This window comes from Actinosynnema sp. ALI-1.44 (assembly GCF_001984155.1).
Lineage (GTDB): Bacteria > Actinomycetota > Actinomycetes > Mycobacteriales > Pseudonocardiaceae > Kibdelosporangium.
In genome coordinates this window covers 1-24,082 of sequence record NZ_MTQO01000051.1, presented here as the reverse complement: position 1 = coordinate 24,082, position 24,082 = coordinate 1, and the positions used below count along the sequence as shown (strand labels likewise).

At 68.6% G+C, this 24,082-nt stretch carries 23 protein-coding genes; 16 read left to right on the top strand and 7 right to left on the bottom strand.

Going from position 1 to position 24,082, the window contains the following annotated elements; translation table 11 throughout:
* Positions 1-139: 139 nt before the first annotated feature.
* The 5 genes from ALI144C_RS35400 to ALI144C_RS35380 are packed head-to-tail and all read right to left on the bottom strand — an operon-like array spanning position 140 to position 6,103.
* On the bottom strand, positions 140-1,369 hold the full coding sequence (locus ALI144C_RS35400) for a class I SAM-dependent methyltransferase (RefSeq protein ID WP_076991605.1): 1,230 nt from the start codon (positions 1,367-1,369) through the stop codon (positions 140-142).
* 30 nt (positions 1,370-1,399) lie between these two features.
* Entirely contained in the window at positions 1,400-2,863 is a 1,464-nt protein-coding gene (locus ALI144C_RS35395) for an aromatic amino acid ammonia-lyase (protein ID WP_076991604.1), read from the bottom strand.
* The gene (locus ALI144C_RS35390; RefSeq protein WP_076991603.1) at positions 2,860-3,900 is read right to left on the bottom strand and encodes an AMP-binding protein; all 1,041 of its coding nucleotides are present in this window, start codon (positions 3,898-3,900) and stop codon (positions 2,860-2,862) included. The genes ALI144C_RS35395 and ALI144C_RS35390 overlap by 4 nt, the downstream gene beginning before the upstream one ends.
* Positions 3,897-4,769: a glucose-1-phosphate thymidylyltransferase RfbA gene (gene rfbA / locus ALI144C_RS35385; RefSeq protein WP_076992013.1), complete on the bottom strand. Its 873-nt coding sequence runs from the start codon at positions 4,767-4,769 to the stop codon at positions 3,897-3,899. Before rfbA ends, ALI144C_RS35390 begins: the two co-directional genes overlap by 4 nt.
* An 11-nt stretch (positions 4,770-4,780) precedes the next feature.
* Positions 4,781-6,103 carry an activator-dependent family glycosyltransferase gene (locus ALI144C_RS35380; protein WP_076991602.1) on the bottom strand — a complete coding sequence of 441 codons (1,323 nt, stop codon included), beginning with the start codon at positions 6,101-6,103 and terminating at the stop codon, positions 4,781-4,783.
* Between the two features lie 347 nt (positions 6,104-6,450).
* Between ALI144C_RS35380 and ALI144C_RS35375 the strand changes: the two genes are divergently transcribed.
* The 13 genes from ALI144C_RS35375 to ALI144C_RS35315 all read left to right on the top strand — a co-directional run bounded on the left by ALI144C_RS35375 (position 6,451) and on the right by ALI144C_RS35315 (position 20,560).
* Positions 6,451-7,446, top strand: coding sequence for a hypothetical protein (locus tag ALI144C_RS35375; RefSeq protein WP_076991601.1), 996 nt, complete (start codon positions 6,451-6,453; stop codon positions 7,444-7,446).
* Between the two features lie 241 nt (positions 7,447-7,687).
* Positions 7,688-8,677 carry an aldo/keto reductase gene (locus tag ALI144C_RS35370; protein WP_076991600.1) on the top strand — a complete coding sequence of 330 codons (990 nt, stop codon included), beginning with the start codon at positions 7,688-7,690 and terminating at the stop codon, positions 8,675-8,677.
* 139 nt (positions 8,678-8,816) lie between these two features.
* Positions 8,817-9,080, top strand: coding sequence for a hypothetical protein (locus tag ALI144C_RS57970; RefSeq protein WP_076991599.1), 264 nt, complete (start codon positions 8,817-8,819; stop codon positions 9,078-9,080).
* A gap of 29 nt (positions 9,081-9,109) precedes the next feature.
* A complete protein-coding gene (locus ALI144C_RS35360; protein WP_076991598.1) occupies positions 9,110-10,132 on the top strand; it encodes an NAD-dependent epimerase/dehydratase family protein in 1,023 nt (340 codons plus the stop codon).
* On the top strand, positions 10,132-11,145 hold the full coding sequence (locus ALI144C_RS35355; RefSeq protein WP_076991597.1) for a nucleotide disphospho-sugar-binding domain-containing protein: 1,014 nt from the start codon (positions 10,132-10,134) through the stop codon (positions 11,143-11,145). The genes ALI144C_RS35360 and ALI144C_RS35355 overlap by 1 nt, the downstream gene beginning before the upstream one ends.
* Before the next feature lie 11 nt (positions 11,146-11,156).
* The gene (locus tag ALI144C_RS35350; RefSeq protein WP_076991596.1) at positions 11,157-12,407 is read left to right on the top strand and encodes an activator-dependent family glycosyltransferase; all 1,251 of its coding nucleotides are present in this window, start codon (positions 11,157-11,159) and stop codon (positions 12,405-12,407) included.
* A 1-nt stretch (position 12,408) separates the two neighbouring features.
* On the top strand, positions 12,409-13,653 hold the full coding sequence (locus ALI144C_RS35345; protein WP_076991595.1) for an activator-dependent family glycosyltransferase: 1,245 nt from the start codon (positions 12,409-12,411) through the stop codon (positions 13,651-13,653).
* 12 nt (positions 13,654-13,665) lie between these two features.
* Positions 13,666-14,610, top strand: coding sequence for a nucleotide disphospho-sugar-binding domain-containing protein (locus tag ALI144C_RS35340; RefSeq protein WP_083753668.1), 945 nt, complete (start codon positions 13,666-13,668; stop codon positions 14,608-14,610).
* Positions 14,611-14,638: 28 nt separating this feature from the next.
* Entirely contained in the window at positions 14,639-15,940 is a 1,302-nt protein-coding gene (locus ALI144C_RS35335) for an activator-dependent family glycosyltransferase (RefSeq protein WP_076991593.1), read from the top strand.
* A 9-nt stretch (positions 15,941-15,949) separates the two neighbouring features.
* Complete coding sequence (locus tag ALI144C_RS35330) at positions 15,950-17,197, top strand: activator-dependent family glycosyltransferase (RefSeq protein WP_076991592.1); 1,248 nt, start codon at positions 15,950-15,952, stop codon at positions 17,195-17,197.
* A gap of 14 nt (positions 17,198-17,211) precedes the next feature.
* Complete coding sequence (locus tag ALI144C_RS35325) at positions 17,212-18,483, top strand: activator-dependent family glycosyltransferase (protein ID WP_076991591.1); 1,272 nt, start codon at positions 17,212-17,214, stop codon at positions 18,481-18,483.
* Entirely contained in the window at positions 18,480-19,034 is a 555-nt protein-coding gene (locus ALI144C_RS35320; RefSeq protein WP_083753667.1) for a PH domain-containing protein, read from the top strand. The genes ALI144C_RS35325 and ALI144C_RS35320 overlap by 4 nt, the downstream gene beginning before the upstream one ends.
* The gene (locus tag ALI144C_RS35315) at positions 19,031-20,560 is read left to right on the top strand and encodes a PH domain-containing protein (RefSeq protein WP_076991590.1); all 1,530 of its coding nucleotides are present in this window, start codon (positions 19,031-19,033) and stop codon (positions 20,558-20,560) included. Before ALI144C_RS35320 ends, ALI144C_RS35315 begins: the two co-directional genes overlap by 4 nt.
* Here ALI144C_RS35315 and ALI144C_RS35310 read toward each other — a convergent pair.
* Entirely contained in the window at positions 20,551-21,228 is a 678-nt protein-coding gene (locus tag ALI144C_RS35310) for an LmbU family transcriptional regulator (RefSeq protein ID WP_237774475.1), read from the bottom strand. The two genes, ALI144C_RS35315 and ALI144C_RS35310, sit on opposite strands and share 10 nt — an antisense overlap.
* A gap of 136 nt (positions 21,229-21,364) precedes the next feature.
* On the opposite strand from ALI144C_RS35310, the gene ALI144C_RS35305 reads away from it, so the two are divergent.
* The 3 genes from ALI144C_RS35305 (at position 21,365) to ALI144C_RS35295 (ending at position 23,619) form a co-directional block, all read left to right on the top strand.
* Positions 21,365-21,838: a helix-turn-helix domain-containing protein gene (locus tag ALI144C_RS35305; RefSeq protein WP_237774474.1), complete on the top strand. Its 474-nt coding sequence runs from the start codon at positions 21,365-21,367 to the stop codon at positions 21,836-21,838.
* Positions 21,839-21,965: 127 nt separating this feature from the next.
* Complete coding sequence (locus ALI144C_RS35300) at positions 21,966-22,469, top strand: hypothetical protein (protein WP_076991589.1); 504 nt, start codon at positions 21,966-21,968, stop codon at positions 22,467-22,469.
* Complete coding sequence (locus tag ALI144C_RS35295; protein ID WP_076991588.1) at positions 22,462-23,619, top strand: MAB_1171c family putative transporter; 1,158 nt, start codon at positions 22,462-22,464, stop codon at positions 23,617-23,619. The genes ALI144C_RS35300 and ALI144C_RS35295 overlap by 8 nt, the downstream gene beginning before the upstream one ends.
* Positions 23,620-23,859: 240 nt before the next feature.
* Here the strand turns inward: ALI144C_RS35295 and ALI144C_RS57965 are convergent.
* Positions 23,860-24,082 (bottom strand): HNH endonuclease (locus tag ALI144C_RS57965; protein ID WP_237774473.1); only part of this gene is annotated, 223 nt, incomplete at its 5' end.

Below are 24,082 nucleotides of genomic sequence, written 5' to 3'. Positions count from 1 at the left end.
TCCAGCCATCGGGTGCATCCATGCGCCTGCATGAAACGCAACCAATGCCGCCTTCGTTGCGTTTCTGGCAACCAATGTGGCCTTCGTTGCCAAAACCGCAACGAAGGCCACATTGGTTGCACCGGCAGCAGGCCGGTGGTCAGGACACGTGCACGTTCGGCACGTACTGGATCCAGCGGCCACCGGCGTCCCGGAAGTCCTGCTCCTTGGCCATGATCTCCTCGGCGTGGTTCCAGGCGAACAGCACCGCGTAGTCCGGGTAGCGGGCCGCGAACTCCGTCGGCGGCTTGACCGGGATGTGCGAGCCGGGCGTCACCCTGCCCTGCTTGGTCGAGCTGGTGTCCGAGATGAACTCGATCAGGTCGGGCCCGATCCCGCAGAGGTTGAGCACCGTCGCGCTCTTGGCCGTCGCGCCGTAGCCGACCACCCTGTGCCCCTTGTCCTTCAGCTCACGCAGCAGGTTCACCAGGTCGTCGCGGATCTGGCGGACGTTGGCACCGAACGACTCCAGCGTCGCGAAGTCGGTCAGCTTCTGCTCCTGCTCGGCCGCGATCAGCTCGGCCACCGCCGCGCTCGGCGTGCGGGCACCAGCCAGCGCGAGCGTGTAGCGGACCTCGCCGCCGTGCACCGGGATGCGCTCCACGTCCACCAGTTCCAGGCCGTGCAGCTTGGCCATCTCCCGCACCGACTGCGCGGTGAAGAAGAAGAAATGCTCGTCGTAGACCTGGTCGAACGAGTTGCGGCGGACGATGTCGGCGAAGTACGGGTCCTCGAAGACGAACACACCCTTCGGCGCGAGCAGGTTCACCACACCGCGCAGGATCGAGCCCATGTACGGGATGTGGCAGAGCGTGTTGGCGGCGTAGATGACGTCGGCCGGGCCCTGCTTGGCCCGGATGTCCGCGGCGACCGCCTCCTCGAAGAAGTCCTTGCGCACGGTGATGCCCTTGGCCGCGGCCATGTCGGCCACACCACCGGACGGCTCGACGCCCAGGTGCCGGATCCCGGCCTCGGCCAGCGCCTTGAGCATGATCCCGTCGTTGCAGCCGAGCTCGACGATGAACGGGTCGGGCCCGGTCAGCTCGGTGGTGCGGAACCGTTCGGCGAGCTTGCCGAAGTGTTCGCGCATGAACGACGAACCTGAGGACAGGTACGGGTAGTCCTCGTGGAACATCTCCTCGCGCGGGACCTCCTCCATCAGCTGAACCATCGAGCACGACGTGCAGATCCCGGTGGCCAGCCGGAAGAAGAACTCGTTGTCCCCGGCCTTCGCGGGTTCGGCGAACGCGTCGGACAACGGCTGCTGACCGAAGTCGAAGAACTCCTGGACGACACCGTCGCAAATACGGCATTGGGACGTGACCGGCATTTCAGATCTCCTTGAACTTCTGATGGACAATCACGGCCGGAGCAATTGTCCGGCCGATTCGATCAACAGATCGCGAGCGGCACCGACCTCGCCTGCCATCGGCCGGTCGGCCGCCAGCGGCGGGCTGATCTCGGCCAACGCGGCCCAGGGTTCGCCTCCCGGCCGCGCGCCCACGGTCGCGGCGAGCTGCGCCGCACCGACCGCCAGCGAACCAACCACCAGCCAGGCCGCCTCCAGTGCGTCGGCGACCGCGTTGGCTCCGTTGAGCGCCATCGGGACGTGGTCCTGGTTCCACCCGTTGGTGGGCAACGACGTCAGCGAAGCCGGGTACACCAGCTGCCTGATCCGCGACACGAACGACGTCGCACTGATCTGCACTCCCGCCAGGCCGCAGCCACGCCCGGGTCGCGGGGTCAGCATGGGCGGCAGGCCGCCGTTGGTGCCGGGGTCGCAGATCAGGGCCAGTTGGCGTTCCGCCAGGTAGGCGGCCTGGTGCAGGGCCAGCCCGATCTGGTCGGACGCCAGACCGACCGGCATCGCGTGGAAGTTGCCGCCGTGCAGCACCACCCCTTCGTAGGTGAGCGGGTTGTCCGTGCAGCCGACTGCCTCGTTCAGCAGGACGTTGCCCGCCGCGTCGAGTTGGTCGAGTACCGCGCCGAGCACCTGCGGCGCGCACCGCAGGCTGTAGGGCTCCTGCAGCGGCCGTGCCGGGTCTCTGGACATGTCCGCCGGCAGCTGCTCACGCAACCAGCGCGCCACAGTGGACTGTCCAGGTTGGCCACGAGCGACCGCGATACCCGGTTGGTAGTGCTCCGGATTGGCGCGCAGGAGGTAGGCGATGCGAGCCGTCAGCATGGTGACCGCGCTGACGAGCCGTGCCGCCGACTGCTGGTTGACGATAGTGGCTGCGAGGCTGGCACCGGTCCCGTTGACGAACGCCAATGCCTCCCGAACCGGCCACTGGACCGGCTCGGCCGACAGCGCCGCGAGCGCTTCCGCCGCGGGCCGCAGTGTCCAGTCGTTGTCGATCCGTACCCACGCGTCGCCGTGCCCGGTGTACGCCAGAGCAGCGTGCGCCAGTGGTTGCAGGTCACCGCTCGCGCTGACGGTGCCGTCACGGGGAATCGCCGGGGTGAACCCGCGATTCCACAGGTCCGCCAGCACCTGCCAGAACTCCGGGGACACCGCCGAGTACCCCTTGCGCATGCTGACCAGCCGCAGCCACACGACCAACCGGCACACGTCCGGGTCAAGCGGACGACCCTGCCCGCTGCCCAGGTGCGCGATCAGGCTCGCGCCCTGCTCGGCCTCGGACTCCGCGGTGAACTCCACGAGCGGCCCGAACCCCTGGGTGAGGCCGTAGATCCGGGTTCCGGCGGCCAGTGCCTTGTCCACGGTCGCGGCGCTCTCGGCCATCCGGTCGACGTCGTCCGGTCCGCAGGCTGGCAACGTGGCGTCCCAGCCCGCCTGCCGGATCAGGGCAGCCAGGGTCATGACGCGACCCGCCGCAGTTTGCCCGTCTCGGTCCGGTCGATCCGGTCGACCACTCGCACACGCCGCGGCCGCAGCCCCAGCACGTCGACGACCGGGCTCAGGTCGTACCGACCGGATGGCACGACCAGCAGTTCGACGTGCTCGCCGATCATGGCGTCCGTCGTCGGCACGAGCGCGAGGTCGGCGCACCGGAGCACGGCACGCAACGCCACTTCGAGTTCGTCGAGGTTCAGCCGCCGCCCGTTGACCTTGACCAACCGGCTTCGCCTGCCGGTCAGCCGGAACCTCCGGTCACCGACCGGCTCGACGAAGTCGTCCATCTGGTGGCTCGGCGCGTTCCCCGCCAGCCGGGGGCTGCGCACGACAAGTGGCCTCTCGCCCTGCCCTGCGATGTCAACCGTCACGTCGCCGAACAGCTGCCACGGCGGATTCCCGCCGCGCCACCACCGGTACGCCACACCACCTGTCTCGGTCGACCCGAAGACCTCGACGATCCGGGCCTGTGGCGCGACCGCCAGGAACTCTCCGGCAGTGGCAGGCAGCAGCGCGGTGCTGTGCAACACCGTCAGGTCAGCCAGCGAGCGCACCCAGTCCTGGTGCTCCACCAGGAGCCGGAAGATCCACGGCACCGCGACGACCGCCACACGCCGACCGGCCATGGGCGGCAGCGCGCCGAAGAAACCCGGCCGGTACCACGCCTCGACACCCAGACGGGCGGGCACCAACACGCTGGCGAGCGCCCCGAACAGGTGCCTCGGCGGAGCGAAGGACACCACCGCGTCCGGCCGATGTGGACGCAGCAGGTCCGCCAGCAGGCCCGCCTCCGCCCACAGCTGCTCGCGTGTGCGTGGCCATTCCCGGCTGGGACCGGTGGTCCCGGAGGTGCGCATCACCACCGTCTCCGGCAGCGCGGCGCGCACGACGTCCGCGGCGCCGGATGTCCACTGTGTACGCCATGCCCGATCGGTGATCGCGTCGAACCCGGCTGACAGCAGCTGTTGCGGCCGGGTGAACGTCTCGCTGGCGGGACGGCTCATGCCGCCGACCGCGCCACTGTCATGACGTAGCGGCCGTACTGCGAATTGGTCATCCGCTCGCCGAGCGAGTAGCACTCGTCCGCGTCGATGAAGCCCATCCGCAACGCGATTTCCTCAAGGCACGCCACCCGCACGCCCTGCCTGTTCTCCAGCACGTGCACGTACTGGCTGGCCTCCAGCAGCGACTCGTGGGTCCCGGCGTCCAGCCAGGTGAAGCCGCGGCCGAGACGGACCAGCCGGGCCCGCCCCCTGCGCAGGTATTCCTTGTTGACGTCGGTGATCTCCAGTTCGCCGCGATCGGACGGGGCGATGCCCCTGGCGATCTCGACGACGTCGGAGTCGTAGAAGTACAGCCCGGTGATGGCGTTGTCCGAGCGCGGCTGTTTCGGCTTCTCCTCGAGGGAGATCAGGTTTCCGCGCTCGTCGAGCTCGCCGATGCCGTAGCGCTCCGGATCGGACACCGGGTAGCCGAACAGCGTGGCGCCGTCGAGGTTCTTGCGGGTGTCGCGCAGCAGGGCGGGGAATCCGGTGCCGTGGAAGATGTTGTCTCCCAGGATGAGCGCGGAGTCCTCGCCGCCGATGTGGTCGGCGCCGATCAGGAACGCCTCGGCGATGCCGTTGGGCTCGGCCTGTTCGGCGTAGGTGATGTTCATCCCGAGGTGCGCGCCGTCGCCCAGCAGCGCCCGCATCGCGGGCACGCTGGCGGGCGTCGAGATGATCAGCACGTCCCTGATGTCGGCGAGCATCAGCACCGACAACGGGTAGTAGACCATCGGCTTGTCGTAGACGGGCAGCAGTTGCTTCGAGGTGGCGGCGGTCAACGGGTAGAGCCGTGTCCCGCTTCCGCCCGCGAGGATGATCCCCTTCATCATTGTTCCGTTCAGTGGAGTGCGGCGATTGGTCGGACAGCTGAGCTGGGTCGGCGGCGGTAGCCGTCGGTGAGTTCCTGCAAGTGCGCCACCAGGTCCGCCGGTGACGGCATGGCGGTCATCTCGGCGGTCAACGGCTGCACCGCCCGCCGGAAGGACGATTCGGTCAGCAGCCGGAGAACTCCGGCGCGGACCTGCTCGCCGGTGGCCTCCGCCATGTGTGTCGCGAGACCGGCACCCTGCTGGTGCACGCGCCGGGCCAGCAAGGGTTCGTCGAACCGTTCCGGCAGGGACATCGGCGGCACACCGTAGAACAGCGTGGTGCACAACGTGTTGAAGCCCGCGTGGTGGATGGCCGCGGCACAGGTCGGCAGCAGGGCGTGCAGCGGCACTGACGGGACGACCCTGGTGTTCTCCGGGATCTGCCGGAGCTTGTGCTGCTCGCGTTCGGCCACGGTGGCCACGATCTCGATGTCGAGGTCTGCCAGTGAGTCCAGTACGTCCTGGACGCTGACACCGTAACCGCCGAAACTCTCCGCAGCGGACACACCGAGGGTCAACGCTACCCGTGGCCGTTCCGGCTGCTCCCACAACCACCGGGGTACGGTCGCCACGCCGTTGTACGGCACGTAACCCATGCGCACGTAGTGCAGATGATCGGCGGTCATCCGCAACGGACCGGGTAGTTGGTCGATCGTGAAGTGCCCGGTGACGAGCGTTTCGGTGAAGTCTTGGCCGTACGGCTCGATCAGGGCCGCCAGCCACTCCCCCAGCGCGTCCGTCCGATCACCGCGCACGTCGAGGAAACGCGCCCTGGTGACGCCGAAGATGTCGACGCCCCACAGCAACCGGGCGTGTGCGGCACCGGACACCTCGGCGGCGACCGCCGCCGCGTAGCTGTTGGGCTCCCAGATCACCAGGTCCGGCCGCCAGTGCCGGGCGAAGTCGACCAGGTCGGCGACCATGGTGTTGTTGACGATCCGGTACCAGGACTGGACCAGGTTGTCGTACGCCGCAGCCAGTTCGTCCGCGGTGAGCTCGTCCGGTGCCTGGTCGGCCCGGTCGAACGGCAGCACCGCGGCTTCCCTGACGGACTTGTACACCGCCGGGTTGGCCTCCGCGTACCGCTTGGTCAGAAACCGGTTGGCGGTACGCCACAACGTGTGGTCCTCGCCGACGGACACCGCGGTCAGGCCCGCGCCGGTGATGACATCGGCCAGTTCGGGCTGGCTGGCCACCCTGACCTCATGGCCCGCGTTGCGCAGCGCCCACGCCAGCGGCACCATCGCCTGGAAATGCGTTTTCACCGCGTACGTGGCGAACAGAACCCGCATCGAATTCCTCTCCGCATCGGACGGCCTGGCACGACGGCCGGGAGCACAACAAGAAGGATTTGCCGCCGTGGACAGCTCACCGAGGGTAGTCAACCCGGTACGCCACGGCGTAGGATCATGGTCACCGCTCTCCGCAATCTATTACGCGGATCGAGCATTGACAACCATTTGAAATGAGGCATCGGCATGTCCTGCGACCTGCGACCGGACGGCGGGTGCGAGGAACGAAGGCGGACATTCTTCGTGACCTACCTCGAGCCCATGGTGAACGAGGCGAAAGCCATCGGCATACCCATGACCGACGTGTTCGAACGCATTATCCAGCACCTGTCGAACGAGGATACGCAATGAGCCTTGTGCACCGGGGCGTCAATTACCGGATCGAGCCCGACTACTGGTACACGGACGGCACCGGCACCGTACGGCACGACCTTATCGCCATTCGCGACCGGTTGTATTGCAACGCGGTGAACATCTACGGCCGCGACGTGCGGCAGCTGACCGAGGCGGCGGCCGTCGCGCTCGAACTCGGCCTCGAGGTCTGGCTGCAGCCCCGGCTGCCCGACGCGCCGCCTGAGGATGTGCTTGCTCACCTGGGTGAAGCCGCGCGCGCCGCCGAGCAGTTGCGGCTGTGGAATCCGGCGGTCGTGCTCAACGTGGGCTGCGAGTACTCGCTCTACACCGACGGGATCCTGCCCGGCCGCTCATCGGCCGAGAAGGGATTTCCGTTGGAATCGCCGCGCTGGTGGGCGTTGGCGCCGCTGTTCAACAGACGGCTGAACGTGTTCCTCGGACAGGTGGCGGCCACCGCGCGAGCGGGTTTCGGCGGCCGGATCACCTACGCATCGGGTTTCTGGGAGAAAGTCGACTGGACCGCGTTCGACATCGTCGGCGTGAACTACTACCGGCACCGGCACAACCGCGCCGGATACCGCGCGGAACTACGCCGTCAGCACCGGCACGGCAAGCCGGTCGTGATTCTGGAATTCGGCTGCGGGAGCTACCTCGGCGCGGGCGACGACGGCCCGGCGACGCACGGGATCGTCGACTGGCACGCCGAGGGCCCGCGGGTGCGCCCCGGATTCACCCGCGACGAAGGCACGCAGGCCGCGTATCTGTCCGAACTGCTCGGGATCTACGACGACGAAGATGTCACCGGGGCGTTCGTGTTCGAGTTCACCGACCGCACCCGGCTGCATTCCCCGCAACCGGAACAGGACCTGGACATGGCCGGATACGCGATCACGAAGGTGACCGAGCAAACCGGCCAGCAGTGGGCGCCGAAGGCCGCGTTCCACGAAATCGCCCGGATCTACGCGGCACAGGCGAGCACGGCGGGATAGCGAGCCGTCCCGCCAGCGGGACGGCCCCAGCGCCCGCGGGCTCGGTGGTCCCTGCTCTCCGCGATATCACCGAGCCCGCAATGGCGCGGACCGGCGGCGCATTCGCCGGTCGAATTGTTGCGGGCATCCACTCCACTGGGACATCATTCGGAACAGCACCGGCTCTTGTGGTCGGGTTCGCACCGCTGAGCCGCATTCACCAGGTGCACTTCCATCCCCTTTGATAGATGTGCAGGTACCCATGCGGAAAACTCTGATCGCCGAACGGCTCAAACTGGGCCGGGTCGGCCTCGGTTGTATGACCATGTCCGGTGGATACGCGCCGGAGAACCGCGACGACGCCGAGTCGATCCGCGTCATCCAGCGCGCCGTCGAACTGGGCGTCTCGCTTTTCGACACCGCGGACGTCTACGGCCCGTTCAGCAACGAACGACTGCTCGGCCAGGCGCTGAAGGGGCGCCGCGACTCCGCCGTCATCGCCACCAAGTGCGGGCTGGTCGCGGGCCCTGACGGTGTGCTGAGCCGCGACGGGCGGCCGGAGCACATCCGCGCGGCGTGCGAGGGTTCGCTGCGCAGGCTGCAGACCGACGTCATCGACCTCTACCAGCTGCACCGGGTCGACCCGGCCGTGCCGCTCGCGGAGACGTGGGGCGCCATGGCCGAACTCGTCACCGAGGGCAAGGTGCGGGCACTGGGCATCTCACACGCCACAGTGGACGAACTGAGCGCGGTGCACGCGATCTTCCCGATGGCCGCGGTGCAGTACGAACTGTCCATCTGGGCCGCGGACAACCGCGCCGACATCCTGCCGTGGTGCCAGGTCAACGACGTGGACTACGTGGCGTTCTCGCCGCTGGGCCGCGGTTACCTGTCGGGCAACGTGGCCGGTGGCAGCCTCGACGCGGCGGACTCCCGCTCGCGCGACCCCCGGTTCACCGCGGATGCCATGGCGGCCAACGAGATCATCGTGAAGGGCGTGCGGTCGGTCGCCGACCGGCTCGGCGCGTCACCGGCTCAGGTGGCGATCGCGTGGACGCTCGCGCAGGACGAGCGGGTGGTCGCGTTGCCCGGCACCAGGACGTTGCGTTGGCTGCAGGAGGACTTCGCCGCCCTCAACCTCCGGCTCAGCCGCGAGGACCTGCGTGAACTGGACGCGTTACCCGCGACGACCGGCCGGATGAACTGGGACCGCTGGCGCGTGCCCGGTGATTCGCCGACCGCGGGCCGTTAGCCTGCCGGAGTTCTCGCCCTATGATTCGTCTCGCCGGCGAGACCTTCAGTCCCCGGCGGATTCGTGGCGATGATTCCCGGCTCGCCAGTCACCACCCCGATCCAGTGCGACAACCATGACCGGAAAGGCGCATGCTCCGATGACCGAAACGCTCGACAAACACGTCGTGACCGAGACCGTCGCGGCAACGGCCAAGATGATCTGCGCCGAGCAACCCGATGTGCCGGAGCCGAATTCCGTCGCCGACCTCGACTCGTTCTCGATGGTCCAGATCATTCTGGAGCTGGAGAACATCTACCACGTGCGACTGCTCGAGTCGCTGGAGGAGTTCGACGGCGCGGAATTCAGCGAACTGGCCGACGTGATCGTGGAAAGTGCCGCGCGCAACCAGAACCAGGGCTGAATTCGTCCCACGATCCACAAGGAGAACGCGTGAGCAGCAACTCGTCCCGGCGGTCGGTCGTCGTGCTCGGTGCCTCTGGCCTGCTCGGCACCGCGGTGACCAGGCACCTGGCCGGCCTGCCCATCGATCTGCGTGTGGTCGGGCGCAGGCTGACCAGCGTGCCGGAGCGGGCGGTGGCCGACGTCGAAGTCCGGACAGCAGATCTCACCGAGCCGCACGAACTCGCCCGCGCGGTCACCGGGGCGGACGCGGTCATCCACCTCGTCGCGCACATCGCGGGCCCGGCCACGTGGCGGGTGAGCGCGGATGACGCGGTGGCCGAGCGCGTGAACCTCGGTCTGGTCCACGACCTGGTGGCCGTCCTGCGGGGCATGCGTCCACAAAGGCCGCCGGTGGTGGTGTTCGCCGGGTCCATGTCCCAGGTCGGGCACCCGACCGGCGGGCGGATCGACGGCACCGAGCCGGACAACCCGCTGACCACGTACGACCGGCAGAAGCAGGCCGCGGAGGACGCGCTGAAGGCCGCGACGGCCGAAGGTGTCCTGCGTGGCATCACGCTCCGCCTCGCCACGCTGTTCAGCCAGGGCACGGACGCCATCTCGCTGGACCGCGGCGTGGTCAGCGCGATGGCTCGCCGGGCCTGGGCGGGTGAGCCGCTGACGATGTGGCACGACGGCACGGTGAAGCGTGATCTGCTGTGCGTGGACGACGCGGCGGCCGCTTTCGTGAGCGCGCTTGACCACGCGGACGCGTTGGCCGGACGGCACTGGCTGGTGGGTACCGGCCTGGCCACCTCCATCAAGGATCTCTTCGGCAGCGTCGCCGAAGCCATGTCCGCCGCGACGGGGAAACCGCCGGTGCCGGTGATCTCGACCGAGCCGGCCGAGCAGTCGCTGCAGACCGACCAGCTCGACTTCGTGCTCGACCCCGGCCCGTTCGAGCGGGCGACCGGGTGGCGGGCCCGGACTCCCCTGGCCGAGGCGTTGAAGCGCACCGCCGTGGCTGTCGCGGACCACGCGGAACGCACCCGCCCGGCCGCCACCACCGCGTGATGCGCGTCCTGTTCACGAGCTGCCCGGACGAGAACGCCTTCCCCTACATGGTCCCGTTGGCCCAGGCGTTGAGCGCGGCGGGGCACGAGGTGCGGGTTGCCTGTCGGCCCCGGTTCGCCGACGTGGTCACCCAAGCCGGGCTCACCGCTGTGCCGGTCGGCCGCGATCACGACGTGTGGCAGGCCTTCGGCGTCGAACCCGGCGAACGGGCGGCGCTGCGGTCCGCGATGATCGAGCCGTACGACGTGGCCGGTCAGGACGAGCGGTACATCACCTGGGAGTACCTGCTTTCCGGGTACGAGTACCACGTCACGTGGTGGCACAAGATGGACAACCTGCCGTTGATCTCCCAGCTGGTGGCGTACGCCCAGAAGTGGCGTCCCGGCCTGGTCCTCTGGGAGCCCACGAGTTACGCGGGTGCCGTGGCCGCCAAGGCCGTCGGTGCCGCGCACGCCCGTCTGGTGTCCGGCGTGGACATCCACGGCGTCACCCGGCGGCACTTCCTGCGCCTGCGGGAAGACCGGCAGGATCCGCTGGCGGACTGGCTGTCCGGCTACGCCACCAAGTACGGCACCGGCTTCAGCGAGGACATGGTGACCGGGCAGCTCACGATCGACCAGCTGCCCGGGTCGCTGCGCCTGGCGACGGACCTGCCCTGCGTGCCGATGCGATACGTACCGCTCCAGCATCGTGCGGACAGTGAGGACGTGCTCGTGCACGACGGCGATCTCGCCACCGTCCTCGACGCGGTCCGGCTCGGCGTGCCGCAGCTGGTTCTGCCGGTGTACTTCGACCAGCCGCCGTTGGGTGACCGGATCGTCGAGTGCGGTGCCGGACTCCAGCTCCACCCGCACACGGCGACGGCAGCGGCCGTACAGGACTGCGTGGCCAGACTGCGGCGTGAACCGTCCTTTCGCGACAGTGCGGGCAAGCTCCGCGACGAGATGCGGACCATGCCCGCTCCCGCCGAGGTCGTTCCGCGCCTCGAAGAGCTCGCGGCCACCCACCGGTAAGGAGAGACGACGTGCGCGTGCTGTTCGTCACCTACGCGGAGAAGACGATCTTCCAGTACCTGGTGCCGTTGGCGTGGGCGCTGCGCACCGCCGGGCACGACGTCCGCGTCGCCAGCCAGCCCCGGTTCGCCGACGTCATCACCCAGGCCGGGCTCACGGCTGTCCCCGTCGGCGGTGATCGCGAGATCTGGCGTGTGGCCGAACGGAAACCGGCGGACGTCGAGGCGTCACGCGCGGGCCTGCCCGAGCCGTACGACGTGGCCGTCGCACCGGAGAAGGCGAGCTGGGACTACCTGCGTGACGGGTACCGGACGCAGGTCCGGTGGTGGCACCGGATGAAGAACTTCCCGATGATCGCCGAACTGGTCACCTACGCCGAGCACTGGCGGCCGGACCTGGTCGTCTGGGAGCCGACCAGCTACGCCGGGTCGATCGCCGCGAAGGCCGTCGGCGCCGCGCACGCCCGCCTGATGTACTGCCTCGACATCTACGGCGTCACCCGTGACCACTACCTGCGGCTCAAGGACGGGCGCGAGGATCCGCTCGCCGAGTGGCTGTCCGGCTACGCCATCAAGTACGGCACCGGCTTCAGCGAGGACATGGTCACCGGGCACGTCACCATCGACCAGTTGCCGGAGTCGTTGCGGATCACCGCGGACCTGGACTACATCCCGATGCGGTACGTCCCGTACGGCGGCCCGGCCACCGTGCCGACCTGGCTGCGCACCGCACCGGCCAAACCCCGGGTGGCGTTCACGCTCGGTCTCACCGCCACCGAGCGGTTCGGCGGCTACACCGTCGACGTCCAGGATGTCCTCGATTCGCTGGCCGACCTGGACATCGAACTCGTGGCCACGCTGACTGACAAGGCGAAGCACAACCTCAGCCGGATCCCCCCGAACACCCGCGTCATCCCGTACGTGCCGCTCCAGGACCTCGCCGCGACGTGCAGTGCCGTGATCCACCACGCGGGCGCGGCCACCCTGGCCACCACCAGCCTGCACGGCATACCCCAGCTGTCCGTCCCGTTCCACTTCGACCAGCCCGAACTGGCTCGCAAGCTCACCGAGCAGGGCGCCGGGCTGGACATCCACTCGTCCGACGCCACCGGTCCGGCCATCCGGAGTGCCCTGCTCCGGCTGCTCCACGAACCGCGTTTCCAGGCCGGGGCACAGCGGCTACGGGGCGAAATGCTCGCCATGCCCACACCGAACGAGATCGTCCCGCTGTTGGAAAACCTCGTGTCACAAAGGGAGACGTGACGTGCGCGTGCTGTTCGCCACCTGTCCGGACAAGAGCATCTTCCAGTACCTGGTGCCGCTGGCGTGGGCGCTGCGCACCGCCGGACACGACGTCCGCGTCGCCAGCCAGCCCCGGTTCGCCGACGTCATCACCCAGGCCGGGCTCACCGCAGTCCCCGTCGGCAGGGACAGCGACATCCACCGCGCGTTGGAAACCGCGCCCGGCACACAGGTGTCCGCACGCGCGGGCCTCCCCCGGCCCTACGACGCGGCGATCGACCCGGCGTTGGCCACACCGGAACACCTACGGGCCGGGTACGAGTACAACGTCACCTGGTGGCACAGGATGGACAACCTGCCGATGATCTCCCAGCTGGTCGCGTTCGCCCGGCACTGGCGGCCGGACCTGATCATCTGGGAGCCACGGACGTTCGCCGGGTCCGTCGCGGCCAAGGCGATCGGCGCCGCCCACGCCCGGGTGCTCTGGAGCATGGACGTCTTCGGCGTCACACGGCAGCAGTTCCTCGGCATGCCCCGGCCTGATCCGTTGGCGGAATGGCTGGGCGGGCACGCGCGCGAGTACGGCGTGGAGTTCAGCGAGGACATGGTCACCGGGCAGTTCACCATCGACCAGTTGCCCGATTCCCTTCGCATCGCGGCTGATCTGCAGTACGTTCCGATGCGTCACACGCCGTACGGCGGACCGGCGACCGTCCCGTCCTGGCTGCGCACACCACCACGCAGGCCACGAGTCGCACTGACCCTTGGCCTGACCGCCACGGAGAAGTTCGCCGGATACACCGTCGACATAGGACATATCCTGGACGCGCTCGGCGATCTGCGCATCGAGCTCGTCGCCACCCTGACCGACAAGACCCGCGACGCACTGCCCCGAGTTCCCAAGAACACCAAGATCGTGCCGTACGTGCCGTTGCAGGATCTGGCAGCCACCTGCACGGCCGTCATCCACCACGCAGGCGCCGCCACAATGGCCACGACGAGCCTGCACGGCGTACCGCAACTGTCCATTCCATACCACTTCGACCAACCCGCCCTCGCCGCCCGGCTCGCCGACCACGGCGCGGGTCTCACGATCGACTCGGCGCGAGCGACCGGACCAGCCGTCCGGGAAGCCGTCCTCGCCCTGCTGAACGAACCGCGATTCCGCGCCAACGCCAAGAAGATCCGCGACGAGATGCTCGCCATGCCCGCCCCCAACGAGATCGTCCCGCGACTCGAGGAGCTCACCGCCGCACACCACAGCTAAGGAGCAACCCCCGTGCGTGTGTTATTCGTTACCCCGCCGAAGAAGAAGGCCTTCCACGCGATGGCGCCGTTGGCCGGTGCCCTCCGAACCGCCGGCCACCAGGTGCGGATCGCCGCCCACCCGGCGTTCACCCGGACCATCGCGTCAGCCGGTCTGACGGCCCTGCCGCTCGGCGACCGCGACCCACGGACCAAAGCGGACAGTCCCGACCCCGCCGAGGTGGTCCGGTTCGCCGAGTACTGGCAGCCGGACCTGGTGGTCGGCGGACCGTCGACGGCGGCAAAGGCAACCGGTGCCGCGCACGCACAGGTGCTCTGGCAGGGCGCCGGTGAAGCCGACAGCCACTTCGTCATCGAACAACTCCCGACATCCCTGCGGATCAGGGAATATGTTCACTCGGTGGCCGTCCGGCCCACGCCGTACAGCGGACCGGCGACCATTCACACGTGGCTGTGGTCACCACCGCGACGGCCCCGGGTCGGCCTGGTCCCGGGCAGCGGTGTCCTGGCCGGTCTGACGGAGTCCCTGGCGGACTTGGACATCGAGATCGTCGCGACCGGCACCGACGCCGGTCAGCACATCGTGTTCCCCGACAACGTCCGGCTCGGGACCGCGGCGCCACTCGACACGATCGTGTCCGGCTGCGCGGCCGTCATCCACGACGGCAGCGCCGACACCGTCGCCACGACAAGCCTGTACGGCGTGCCCCACCTGGCGTTGCCGTCACGGCCGGAGCAGTCGGCGTTGGCGGAGAAGATCGCGCAGTCCGGCGCCGGTCTGCACATCAGTGCCGCGGAGCGCAGCGGCGAGGAGGTTCGCACGGCCCTGCTCCGCCTGCTGGGTGAACCGGCGTTCCAGACGGCGGCGGGCCGCGTGCGTGACGAAGTGCTGGCCATGCCGACAGCAAACGAGGTCGTGCCGCACCTGGTCGAACTGGCCGACAAGTACCGGGCGTGAAACGCCGGTGGCAGAAGGAGGAAAACCCATGCGTGTGCTGTTCGCCACGTCCGCGGACAAGAGCATCTTCCAGTCCCTCACGCCGTTGGCGTGGGCCTTGCGGACTGCCGGGCACGAGGTCCGCGTGGCCAGCCTCGGCAAGTTCGCCAAGACGATCAACCAGGCCGGACTGACCGCCGTGCCCATCGGCCGCGACGACCCCGAAGACGCCGACGCGGACGAGTTACTCGCCGCCGCCGAAGCCGACGAGGACGAAGACGATGATGACGACGACGATGACGTGTTGCCGTTGCCCTATGACGTCGCGGCGAAGCCGGAGCCGGACATCAGCTGGACGGATCTCAAAGCCCGCTACGACTTCTACGTGACCTGGTGGCACAAGACCGACAGCGTCCCGATGATCAACCGGATGGTGGCCTATGCCAAGTGGTGGCGGCCGGACCTGGTGATCTGGGACCCGATCGCGTTCGCGGGTCCGATCGCCGCGAAGGCCGTCGGCGCGGCCCACGCCCGACTGCTGTGGGGGCAGGACATCTTCGGCGTGACCCGTGAACACTACTTGCGGCTCAAGCAGCAGCAGCCCCGCCGGGCGCAGGGCGACATGCTCGCGGACTGGCTCGGCGCGGCGGCCAAACGCAACGGCGGCCGGTTCTCCGAGGACATGGTCACCGGGCAGTTCACCATCGACCAACTGCCGGAGTCGTTGCGGTTGCCCGCCAACCTGGATTACGTCCCGATGCGGTACGTGCCATACGGCGGACCGTCTACTGTGGAACCCTGGTTGTGGGAGAAGCCGAGCAGGCCCCGCGTCGCGATCACCCTCGGGATCACGGCGGCGGAACGGTTCGGCGGATACGCCGTCGGTGTCCAGGGCATCTTCGACTCGCTGGCGGACCTGGACATCGAGGTCGTCGCGACGATCAACCCGAACGAGCAGAAGAAGATCAGCCGCGTGCCGGAGAACGTCAGGATGGTCGGGTACGCGCCGTTGCAGGCGCTGGCGCCCACGTGCGCGGCGGTCATTCACCACGCCGGATTCGGCACCCTGGCCACCACCTCGCTGCACGGCGTGCCACAACTCGCGCTGCCGACGGACTTCGACGAGCCGCCGTTGGCGCGCAAACTCACCGAGCAGGGCACGGCGCTGACCATCCACTCGTCGGAATCGGCCGGTCCGCAGGTCCGTGAGCTGCTGCTGCGGGTGCTGAACGAACCGTCCTTCCGCGAATCCGCTCAGCGGCTGCGTGCCGAGATGCTGGCGATGCCGACGGCCAACGAGATCGTGCCGCACCTGGAAGAGCTGACCGCCAAACACCGCGTGACGGACTGAAAGACGACCATGCGCGTTCTGTTCACCACCTGCCCCGACCGGAGCATCTTCCAGTCGATGGTGCCGCTGGCCTGGGCGTTGCGCACGGCCGGGCACGAGGTGCGCGTGGCCAGCCAGCCCCGGCTGGCCGACACGATCGCCCGGTCCGGCCTGACCGCCGTGCCCGTCGGCCGCGACCACCACCACCGGCGGCTGGCCGGGCTGGAGCCGGAGCCCGGCGCGGCCGCGCGGACCGGGTTGTTCAAGCCGTACGACGTGGTGGACGACCCGGCCAAGGTCAGCTGGGAGTACCTGAAGGCCGGGTATGACTACCACGTCCCCTGGTGGCACAAGATCGACAGCCAGCCGATGATCGTGGACCTGGTGGCTTTCGCCCGGCACTGGCGGCCGGACCTGGTCGTCTGGGAACCGTCGGTCTACGCGGGGCCGATCGCCGCGAGGGCGGTCGGTGCCAGGCACGTGCGTCTGTTGTGGAGTATGGACGTCTTCGGCGTCACGCGGGAACACTACGTGCGGCTCAAGCAAGTCCAGCCGCCGGACGAGCGCGGCGACGCGTTCGCCGAATGGCTGGACGCGCACGCCCGCGAGCACGGCGGCTCGTTCGACGAGGACATGGTCACCGGGCAGATGACCATCGACCAACTGCCGGAGTCGTTGCGCGTCAAGGCGGATCTGCGCTACCTGCCGATGCGGTACGTGCCGTACGGCGGCCAGGCGACAGTCCCCCGATGGCTCTGGCCGGACGCCGCACGACCCAGGATCGCGATCACGTTCGGCATCACGGCCACCGAGGCCTTCGACGGCTACGTCGTCGGCATCCAGGACATCCTCGACTCACTGGCGGACCTGGACGTCGACGTCGTGGCCACGGTGGCGGAGAGCGAACAGCGCAAGCTCAGCCACGTTCCGGCGAACGCGACCGTGGTCCCGTACGTCCCGTTGCAGGCACTGGTCCCGTCGTGCAGCGCGGTGGTGCACCACGCGGGAATCGGCACGCTGGCGACCACGTCGTTGCAGGGCGTGCCGCAATTGGCGCTGCCGCTGCACTTCGACGAACCCGCCCTGGCCCGCAAACTGGCCGTGCAGGGCGCAGGGTTGGCGATCGATCCCAGCGCGGCCAAGGGCCACACCGTCCGCCAGGCCGTGCTGCGCCTGCTGCACGAGCCATCTTTCCGCCACAGCGCGGGCCGGTTGCGTGACGAGATGCTCGCCATGCCCGACCCCAGCCAGGTGGCCGCGCGGCTGGCCGAGTACTGACAAGGAGAACACCGATGCGAGTCCTGTTCGTCACCGAACCGGCCAAGACCCTCTTCCACTTCATGGTTCCGCTGGCCTCCGCCCTGCGCACGGCCGGGCACGAGGTCGCCGTGGCCAGCCAGCCCGACTTCGCCGAGACGATCACCCAGGCCGGGCTGACCGCCGTGCCGGTGGGCAGCCGCAACTACGGCCGGGCCGCCGACTTCGACGACGGGAGCGCGGACGAAGAAGAAGACGAGCCCGGTTTCCCGCGCCCCTACGACGTGGTCGACTTCCCCGAGCGGATCACTTGGGACTACATGAAGTCCGGCTACGACAACCACGTCGAGTGGTGGTACAAGGCCGTGAACGTGCCGATGATCCACCAGCTGGTGGTGTTCGCCCGGCAGTGGAAACCGGACCTGGTGATCTGGGAGTCCGCGGCGTTCGCGGGCTCGATCGCGGCGAAGGTCGTCGGCGCGGCCCACGCCCGTCTGTTGTGGAGCGTCGACATCTTCAGTGTCACCCGCGCGCACTACCTGGACCTCAAGGAGAAGCAGCCGCCCGAGGACCGGGGCGACGCGTTGCAGGAGTGGCTCACCGGCAACCTCAACCGGTACGGCACGGAGTTCTCGGAGGACGTGATCACCGGGCACTTCACCATCGACCAGCTGCCGGACCCGCTGCGGGTGGTCGGCGACGTGCACAACGTGCCGCTGCGCTACGTCCCGTACAACGGCACCGCGACCGTGGAGAACTGGCTGTGGACTCCACCGGCGAAACCACGGGTCGGGCTGACGCTCGGCAGCAGCATCATCGCCGAACGCCCGGACGGCTACATCGTCGACGTCCAGGAGATCCTGACCTCGCTGGCGGACCTGGACATCGAGGTCGTCGCCACGATCGACCGGGCCGAGCAGGCGAAGCTGCGCGAGGTGCCGGACAACGCGCGGCTGGTGCACTTCGCGCCGGTCGACGCGCTCGCCCCGACCTGCACGGCCGTGATCCACCACGCGGGCATCGGCACCATGGCCACGACGACGTTGCACGGCGTGCCGCAGCTGTCGCTACCGTGGGATTCCGACCAGCCCGCGCTCGCCAGGAAGCTGGCGGACTACGGCGCCGGTCTGGAGATCCACGCGACCGAGGCGACCGGCGCGGGCGTCCGGGAACGGCTGCTCAGGTTGCTCGACGAGTCGTCGTTCCGCGAGCGCGCCCGTGACCTGCGCGACGAGATGCTCGCGATGCCGACGCCGAACGAGCTCGTCCCGCACCTGGCGGAGCTCACCGAGAAGTACCGCCAATGACCGGCATCCCGCCGGCGGGACAGTTCCGCATCGAGGAGGAGACTTCGTTGACCACCCAGGCCGGACCGGTCCGGTTGCGCCCACCGGGCAACCGGGTCGACCAGCGGGCGATCCCGTGGTGGCGGTGGCAGATCGGGCTGAGCGCGATCACGGTGGCCGTGCTGCTCGCCGCGCTGGGGGTCTTCATCCCTCCGGCGCGGTTCTGGCTCGTGTTCGCCGCGCTCGTGGTCGTCGTGATCGGCCTCCCACTGGCCGCGTTGTTGCCGCTGTGGTGGTACCGCGTGCACCGGTGGGAGGTGACGGAAACCGCCGTCTACACCCGGACCGGGTTCTTCTTCCAGGAGTCGCGGATCGCACCGATGTCCCGGATCCAGACCGTCGACACCGAACGCGGCCCGCTGGAGCAGCGGTTCGGCCTGGCGACGCTGATCATCACGACGGCGTCGTCGGCGGGCGCGGTGACCGTGAAAGGCCTCGACGGCGAGGTGGCGGCGGAGTTGGCGCACCGGCTCGCCGACATCACCAAACTCATCCCCCAGGACGCCACATGACGGCTGTGATGACCCGGACCTCGCAGGAGTGGCGCAGGCTGGACTGGCGGACGATCGCCATCACCACCGCGACGCTGATCGGCTTCACCGGCGTCTCGGGGTTCTCGCTGGCGTCCGTCGTCTCCTGGATCTTCGGCTGGTCGCTCGGGGTCGTGCTCGCGTGGCTCGCGCCCGGTGTCGTGCTGCTGGTCACGGCGGGGTTGGTCGGCGACTGGTTGCGCTGGAGCAGGACCCGGTACCGGCTTTCGGCCGACCGGCTCGAAATGCACACCGGCATCTTCCTGCGCAAGGAGCGGTCGTTGCCGCGTGACCGGATCCGCAGCGTCGACATCAGCGCGGGAATCCTGCTGCGGCTGTGCGGCCTGGCGAAGGTGGAGATCGGTACCGGCGAGCACGTCGACAAGGACAAGACCTCGCTGGAGCTGGACGCGGTCAGCCGGGCCGAGGCCGATCGGCTGCGGCGTGACCTGCTCGGCCACGCGCTCACCGGCGAGAATGACGACGACGTCCTCGCGGAACTCGACCGCCGTTGGGTCTGGTACGCACCGCTGTCGGTGGAGGCGTTCTTCCTCGGCTCGGGGGCGTTCGGCGGGGTGTTGAGCGTCGCGGAACTGTTCGGGGTCGAGGCCGACGTGCTGACCTGGACGTGGGAACTGTTGGACCGCATGCCGTTGGCCGTCGCGATCCTCGTCGTCGTGGGCGTAGGCGGAGTCGTCGGCGCTGTGGGCGCTTTGCTGCTGTTCGTGACGACCTGGTGGGACTATCGCCTCGACCGGGAAGCCAGCGGAACAACTACCGGCACGCTCAGGGTCAGGCGTGGGCTGATGACCACGCACTCGGTGTCGCTGAGCGAGGACCGGCTGCGTGGCGTGCAAGTCGTCGAGACGTTGGGTCATCGGCTCCTGGGCGCGGCCCGGGTCGACGCGGTCGCGACGGGGCTCGCCGAGGAGGAGCACGGCGAGGAGAGCGACCACAAGACGCTGCTGCCGAACGCACCCTCCGCGTTGGCCCACCAGGTCGCCGCGTCGGTGGTGAACGCCGCCGAGTCCCCCACGGACCCGTCGATACTGCGTGGTCACGTGACGGCGGCGCGCAACCGGCGGCTCACCTGGGCCGCCCTGATCGGCCTGGTGCCGTCGGTCGTGCTGGCCGTGATCGGCTTGCTGACCACGGATGTGTTGCTGCACATCGCGTGGAGCTGGGCGTTGGTGACGCTCGGGATCGGCCTGCCCGCGGCCGTGGACGCGTACCGCAACCTGGGACACGCCATCAGCGGCCGGTTCCTGGTGTCGCGGCACGGCGGGCTGTGGCGCAAGACCACGGCGCTGCAACGCGACGGTGTCATCGGCTGGACCATCAACCAGTCGATCTTCCAGCGCCGCAAGGGCTTGGTCACGCTGACCGCGACCACGTCCGCCGGGAACAAGCGGTACTCGGTGTACGACGTGGAAGAGCACACAGGCCTGGCGTTCGCCGATGAGTGCGTGCCAGGCCTGATCGCCCAGTTCCTGGAACCTCAGAGCTGACCGGCGGTGGCGGTCCGCAGCGTCGCCGCCGCCGCCTTGTCCAGCACGGACACCATCCAGTTGACGAAGTCCTGCTCGGACTCGGAGGCGGCGGCCCGCATCCAGCGCTGCTTCTGGCTGGGCGGGACCGTCATCTGGATCTTGAGGATCCGGTCCGCGTCGGCGTCGCCGCCGCGGTTGACCCGTCTGCTGGCCCTGACCCGGTTGCGCAGTTCGTTGCGGGACCAGCCGAACTTCTCGGCCCGGTCCAGCCACTGGTCCTGCTCGTCCGTGGTCATCGACGCCAGTTCGGCGTGGTGCTGGAAACTCAGCGCCGCCCGGCGCCGCGCGACCGGGTACTGGCGCGCGACCCAGGCGTAGTTGCGCAGCGTCTGGTAGTCCAGCGCGGTCTGCTCGACGGCCCGTTTGTACAGGTCCGGGTACTGGGACTGGCCGTAGATCAACCAGTCCCCCAGCCACCACGACGACGAGGCCGCGATGGTGTCGATCTGCCGTCCGATCCGGCTCCACTCGTCCATCGGGACGCCCGGCGGCAGGGTGAAGCTGGTGCGTTTGGTAAGCCCGACACCGGGCAACGGCCGTGAACCGGCACCGTCCCGGTGTTCGCGCGAACGTGACTGCCGCAGAAGTCCCCCGGCGGCAGGCACTGTGTTGCTGGGGGTGTCCACCCTTCCTCCCAACGGTGTTGCCCACGCTTTCACATGAGTTCATGGCGGTAGGACGAGCATAAGCTGATGTAAATGAGGCGTCAACTGTCGTGAATCCGGTTGCCGGAAGCTGCTTCAGGCCAGTTGACATGACGCTATGCTTGACCGCGTGTGGGAGGAGGCGGAGATGCCGGACGTTTCGTCGTCGAGCGAACGAACCCTTGCGGCGAAGGTGGACCACCTGTTCCGGACCGTCCGGCCGCACAGCGGCAAGGAGTACAGCTTCGAGGAGGTCGCCGAGACCATCCGGTCCGGTGGCGGGCCGACGATCTCGGCCACCTACCTCTGGCAGCTGCGCAAAGGCCTGCGGGACAACCCGACCCGGCGGCACCTCGAGGCGCTGGCCGGGTTCTTCGGCGTCCCGCCCGCGTACTTCTTCGACGCCACCACGACCAGCCAAGTGGACGCGGAACTCGCGTTGCTCGCCGCACTGCGGGACGCCTCGGTGCGGCAGATCGCGTTGCGGGCCTCCGGGCTGTCGGCCAAGAGCCTCGGCGCGATCACCGAGATGGTGGAGCGGGCACGGGAGATCGAGGGGCTGCCGGACGAGCGGGACAAGGCGGAATCCTGACCGAGACCCGACGAATCCCGATTCGTCGGCGCAAACGGTCCATTCCCGATACGCACCATCGGGAATCGGGCAAGATACGTGGCATGCGGCAGTGCTGACCACGACTTTGCCCCTCCTGGGAGGTGCGATGAGCGCCGAGCTCAAACAACTGCGACGCCGATGCGAGGCCATCGCGGGGCAGTTGCCCCTGATGTACCCGTTCGACGCGCACGAGTTGTGCAGGCGTGTGGCCGGGCAGCGCGGCCGTCCCATCCACCTCGTGCCGGTCACCGGACTGTCCGAGGCGCACGGGGTGTGGTTGTCCACCGACACCGCGGATCTGATCTTCTACGAGGACGGAACCTCGCCACCGCACCAGGAACACATCATCCTGCACGAACTGGGCCACCTGTTGTGCGGGCACTACAGCGCGGGCATCCCCGAGGCCGAGCACATCCGTTCCCTGCTGCCGCACCTGGACTTCAAGGTCATCCGGACCATGCTGGCCCGCACCTCGTACCAGGCGGCGGAGGAGCAGGAGGCCGAACTGCTCGCCTCGATCATCCGGCACCAGGCCGCGGCGCTGACGCCCAACGACATCGGCGGGCGGATCAGGGCCGCGTTCGACTGGCCACCCCGCACGCATGGGTGAACTGATCCGGCACTACGGTCCGGCGTTGCTGGCGTGCGCCGTCGTCGTGGTGCGGCTGGCCCTGCACCCGCGTGGTCCCACCAACGCGATGAGCTGGGTGGTCATGCTGTCCATCGCGGTGACGCTCACCGCGAAGGCGCCCCCGGTCTACCACGGCCTGAGTGTCCTGACCGGGATTCCGAACGTGGCCAGGCTGGTCGACCACGGCGGGTTCCTCGTCGCGGGGTGGGGCGGCCTGACGATGTTGTTGCAGATCAACCATCCCGAGGACGCGCGCCGCCGGGCCGTGCCGCACGCGATCTGGATCGCGGCGGCGTTCGTGGGCATGTGCGTCCTGTTCGCGTTGACCAAGGCGCCGGTGGACAACGTCCGCTTCGCGGGCCGGTACGGCGCGACTCCCGGTGTGCTGGAGTACTGGCTCGTCTACATGGCCGGGTTGCTCCCCGCGTTCCTCACCGCGGCCGTGCTGAGCGTCCGTTATGCCTCGATGACAACGGACCCGGCGGTACGCCTGGGTCTGAGGCTGATCGCGACCGGCGTGCTCTGCTCGGTGACGTACCACTTCCACAAGGCGGCGTACTTCGCCGCGCGCAGGATCGGACTGGACTACCCGAGGGCGTTGAACATCCTGCTGGACCGGTACCTCACCCTGGCGGCAGCGGTGCTGGTGCTCGCCGGTCTGGCGTTGCCGAACTGGCGGACACCGCCACCGATCAGCAACTACCGCAAGTACCAGAAGCTGCGTCCACTCTGGCTGGCGCTGTACCGCGTCACCCCGTCGATCGCCCTCGTACCACCGAAACACCGGCTGTCGGAGCTGCTGGACGTGCGTGACCTCGACCTGCGCCTCTACCGCCGGGCGGTCGAGATCCGCGACGGCAGGCTGGCGCTGCGCGAGCACATCGACCCGCGAGTGGCGGCCGACGCACGTCGATCGGCTGCCCGATCCGGCCTCACCGGCCAGAAGCTGGACGCGGCGGTGGAAGCGGCCGCCCTGGCCGCCGCGATCCGTTCCGTGGCAACGGGAGCGGCACCACCCGACGACCCGGCGCCCGGGATCGCGCCCGGTGGTCCCGACCTCGACAGCGACATCGCGTTCCTGTGCGACGTCGCCACCGCGTTCCGCGCCCCGTCCGAATCAAGGGCCTAAGACTCTGCCGACACGTCAAATCTTCTGTCAGGGACTCTGAACCACCACACAACGGGCTGGTACGTAACCAACACAGTGCACCCAGCGCCGGAAACCGAACCCCTGGCTGGAAACCGCACTCCAACGCAACCAACAGCGCAAAGCAATCAGACATTATCCGTGAAAACCAGCCCCAGCGACAAGCAGGCCACAAGTAGGCAGACCGTAACTCAACCGTGGCCACCGCTGGAAAGCAGGCATCTAAAACGGCGGAACATCATACCCCACGGGCGCGGTAAGCACAGTCCTACGGCCTGGAGTGGTAAAAGCCAGCACCCCAGGCATCACCTGATCCATCCGCCAGGTAGTGCGCTGCCGCATCAAATTGTGGCGCTTACACAACATCGCCACATTCCCCACCCCGGTCACGCCACCCTCGGCGTAGGGGACCGAATGATCCACTTCGCACCGCTGTGCCACCACC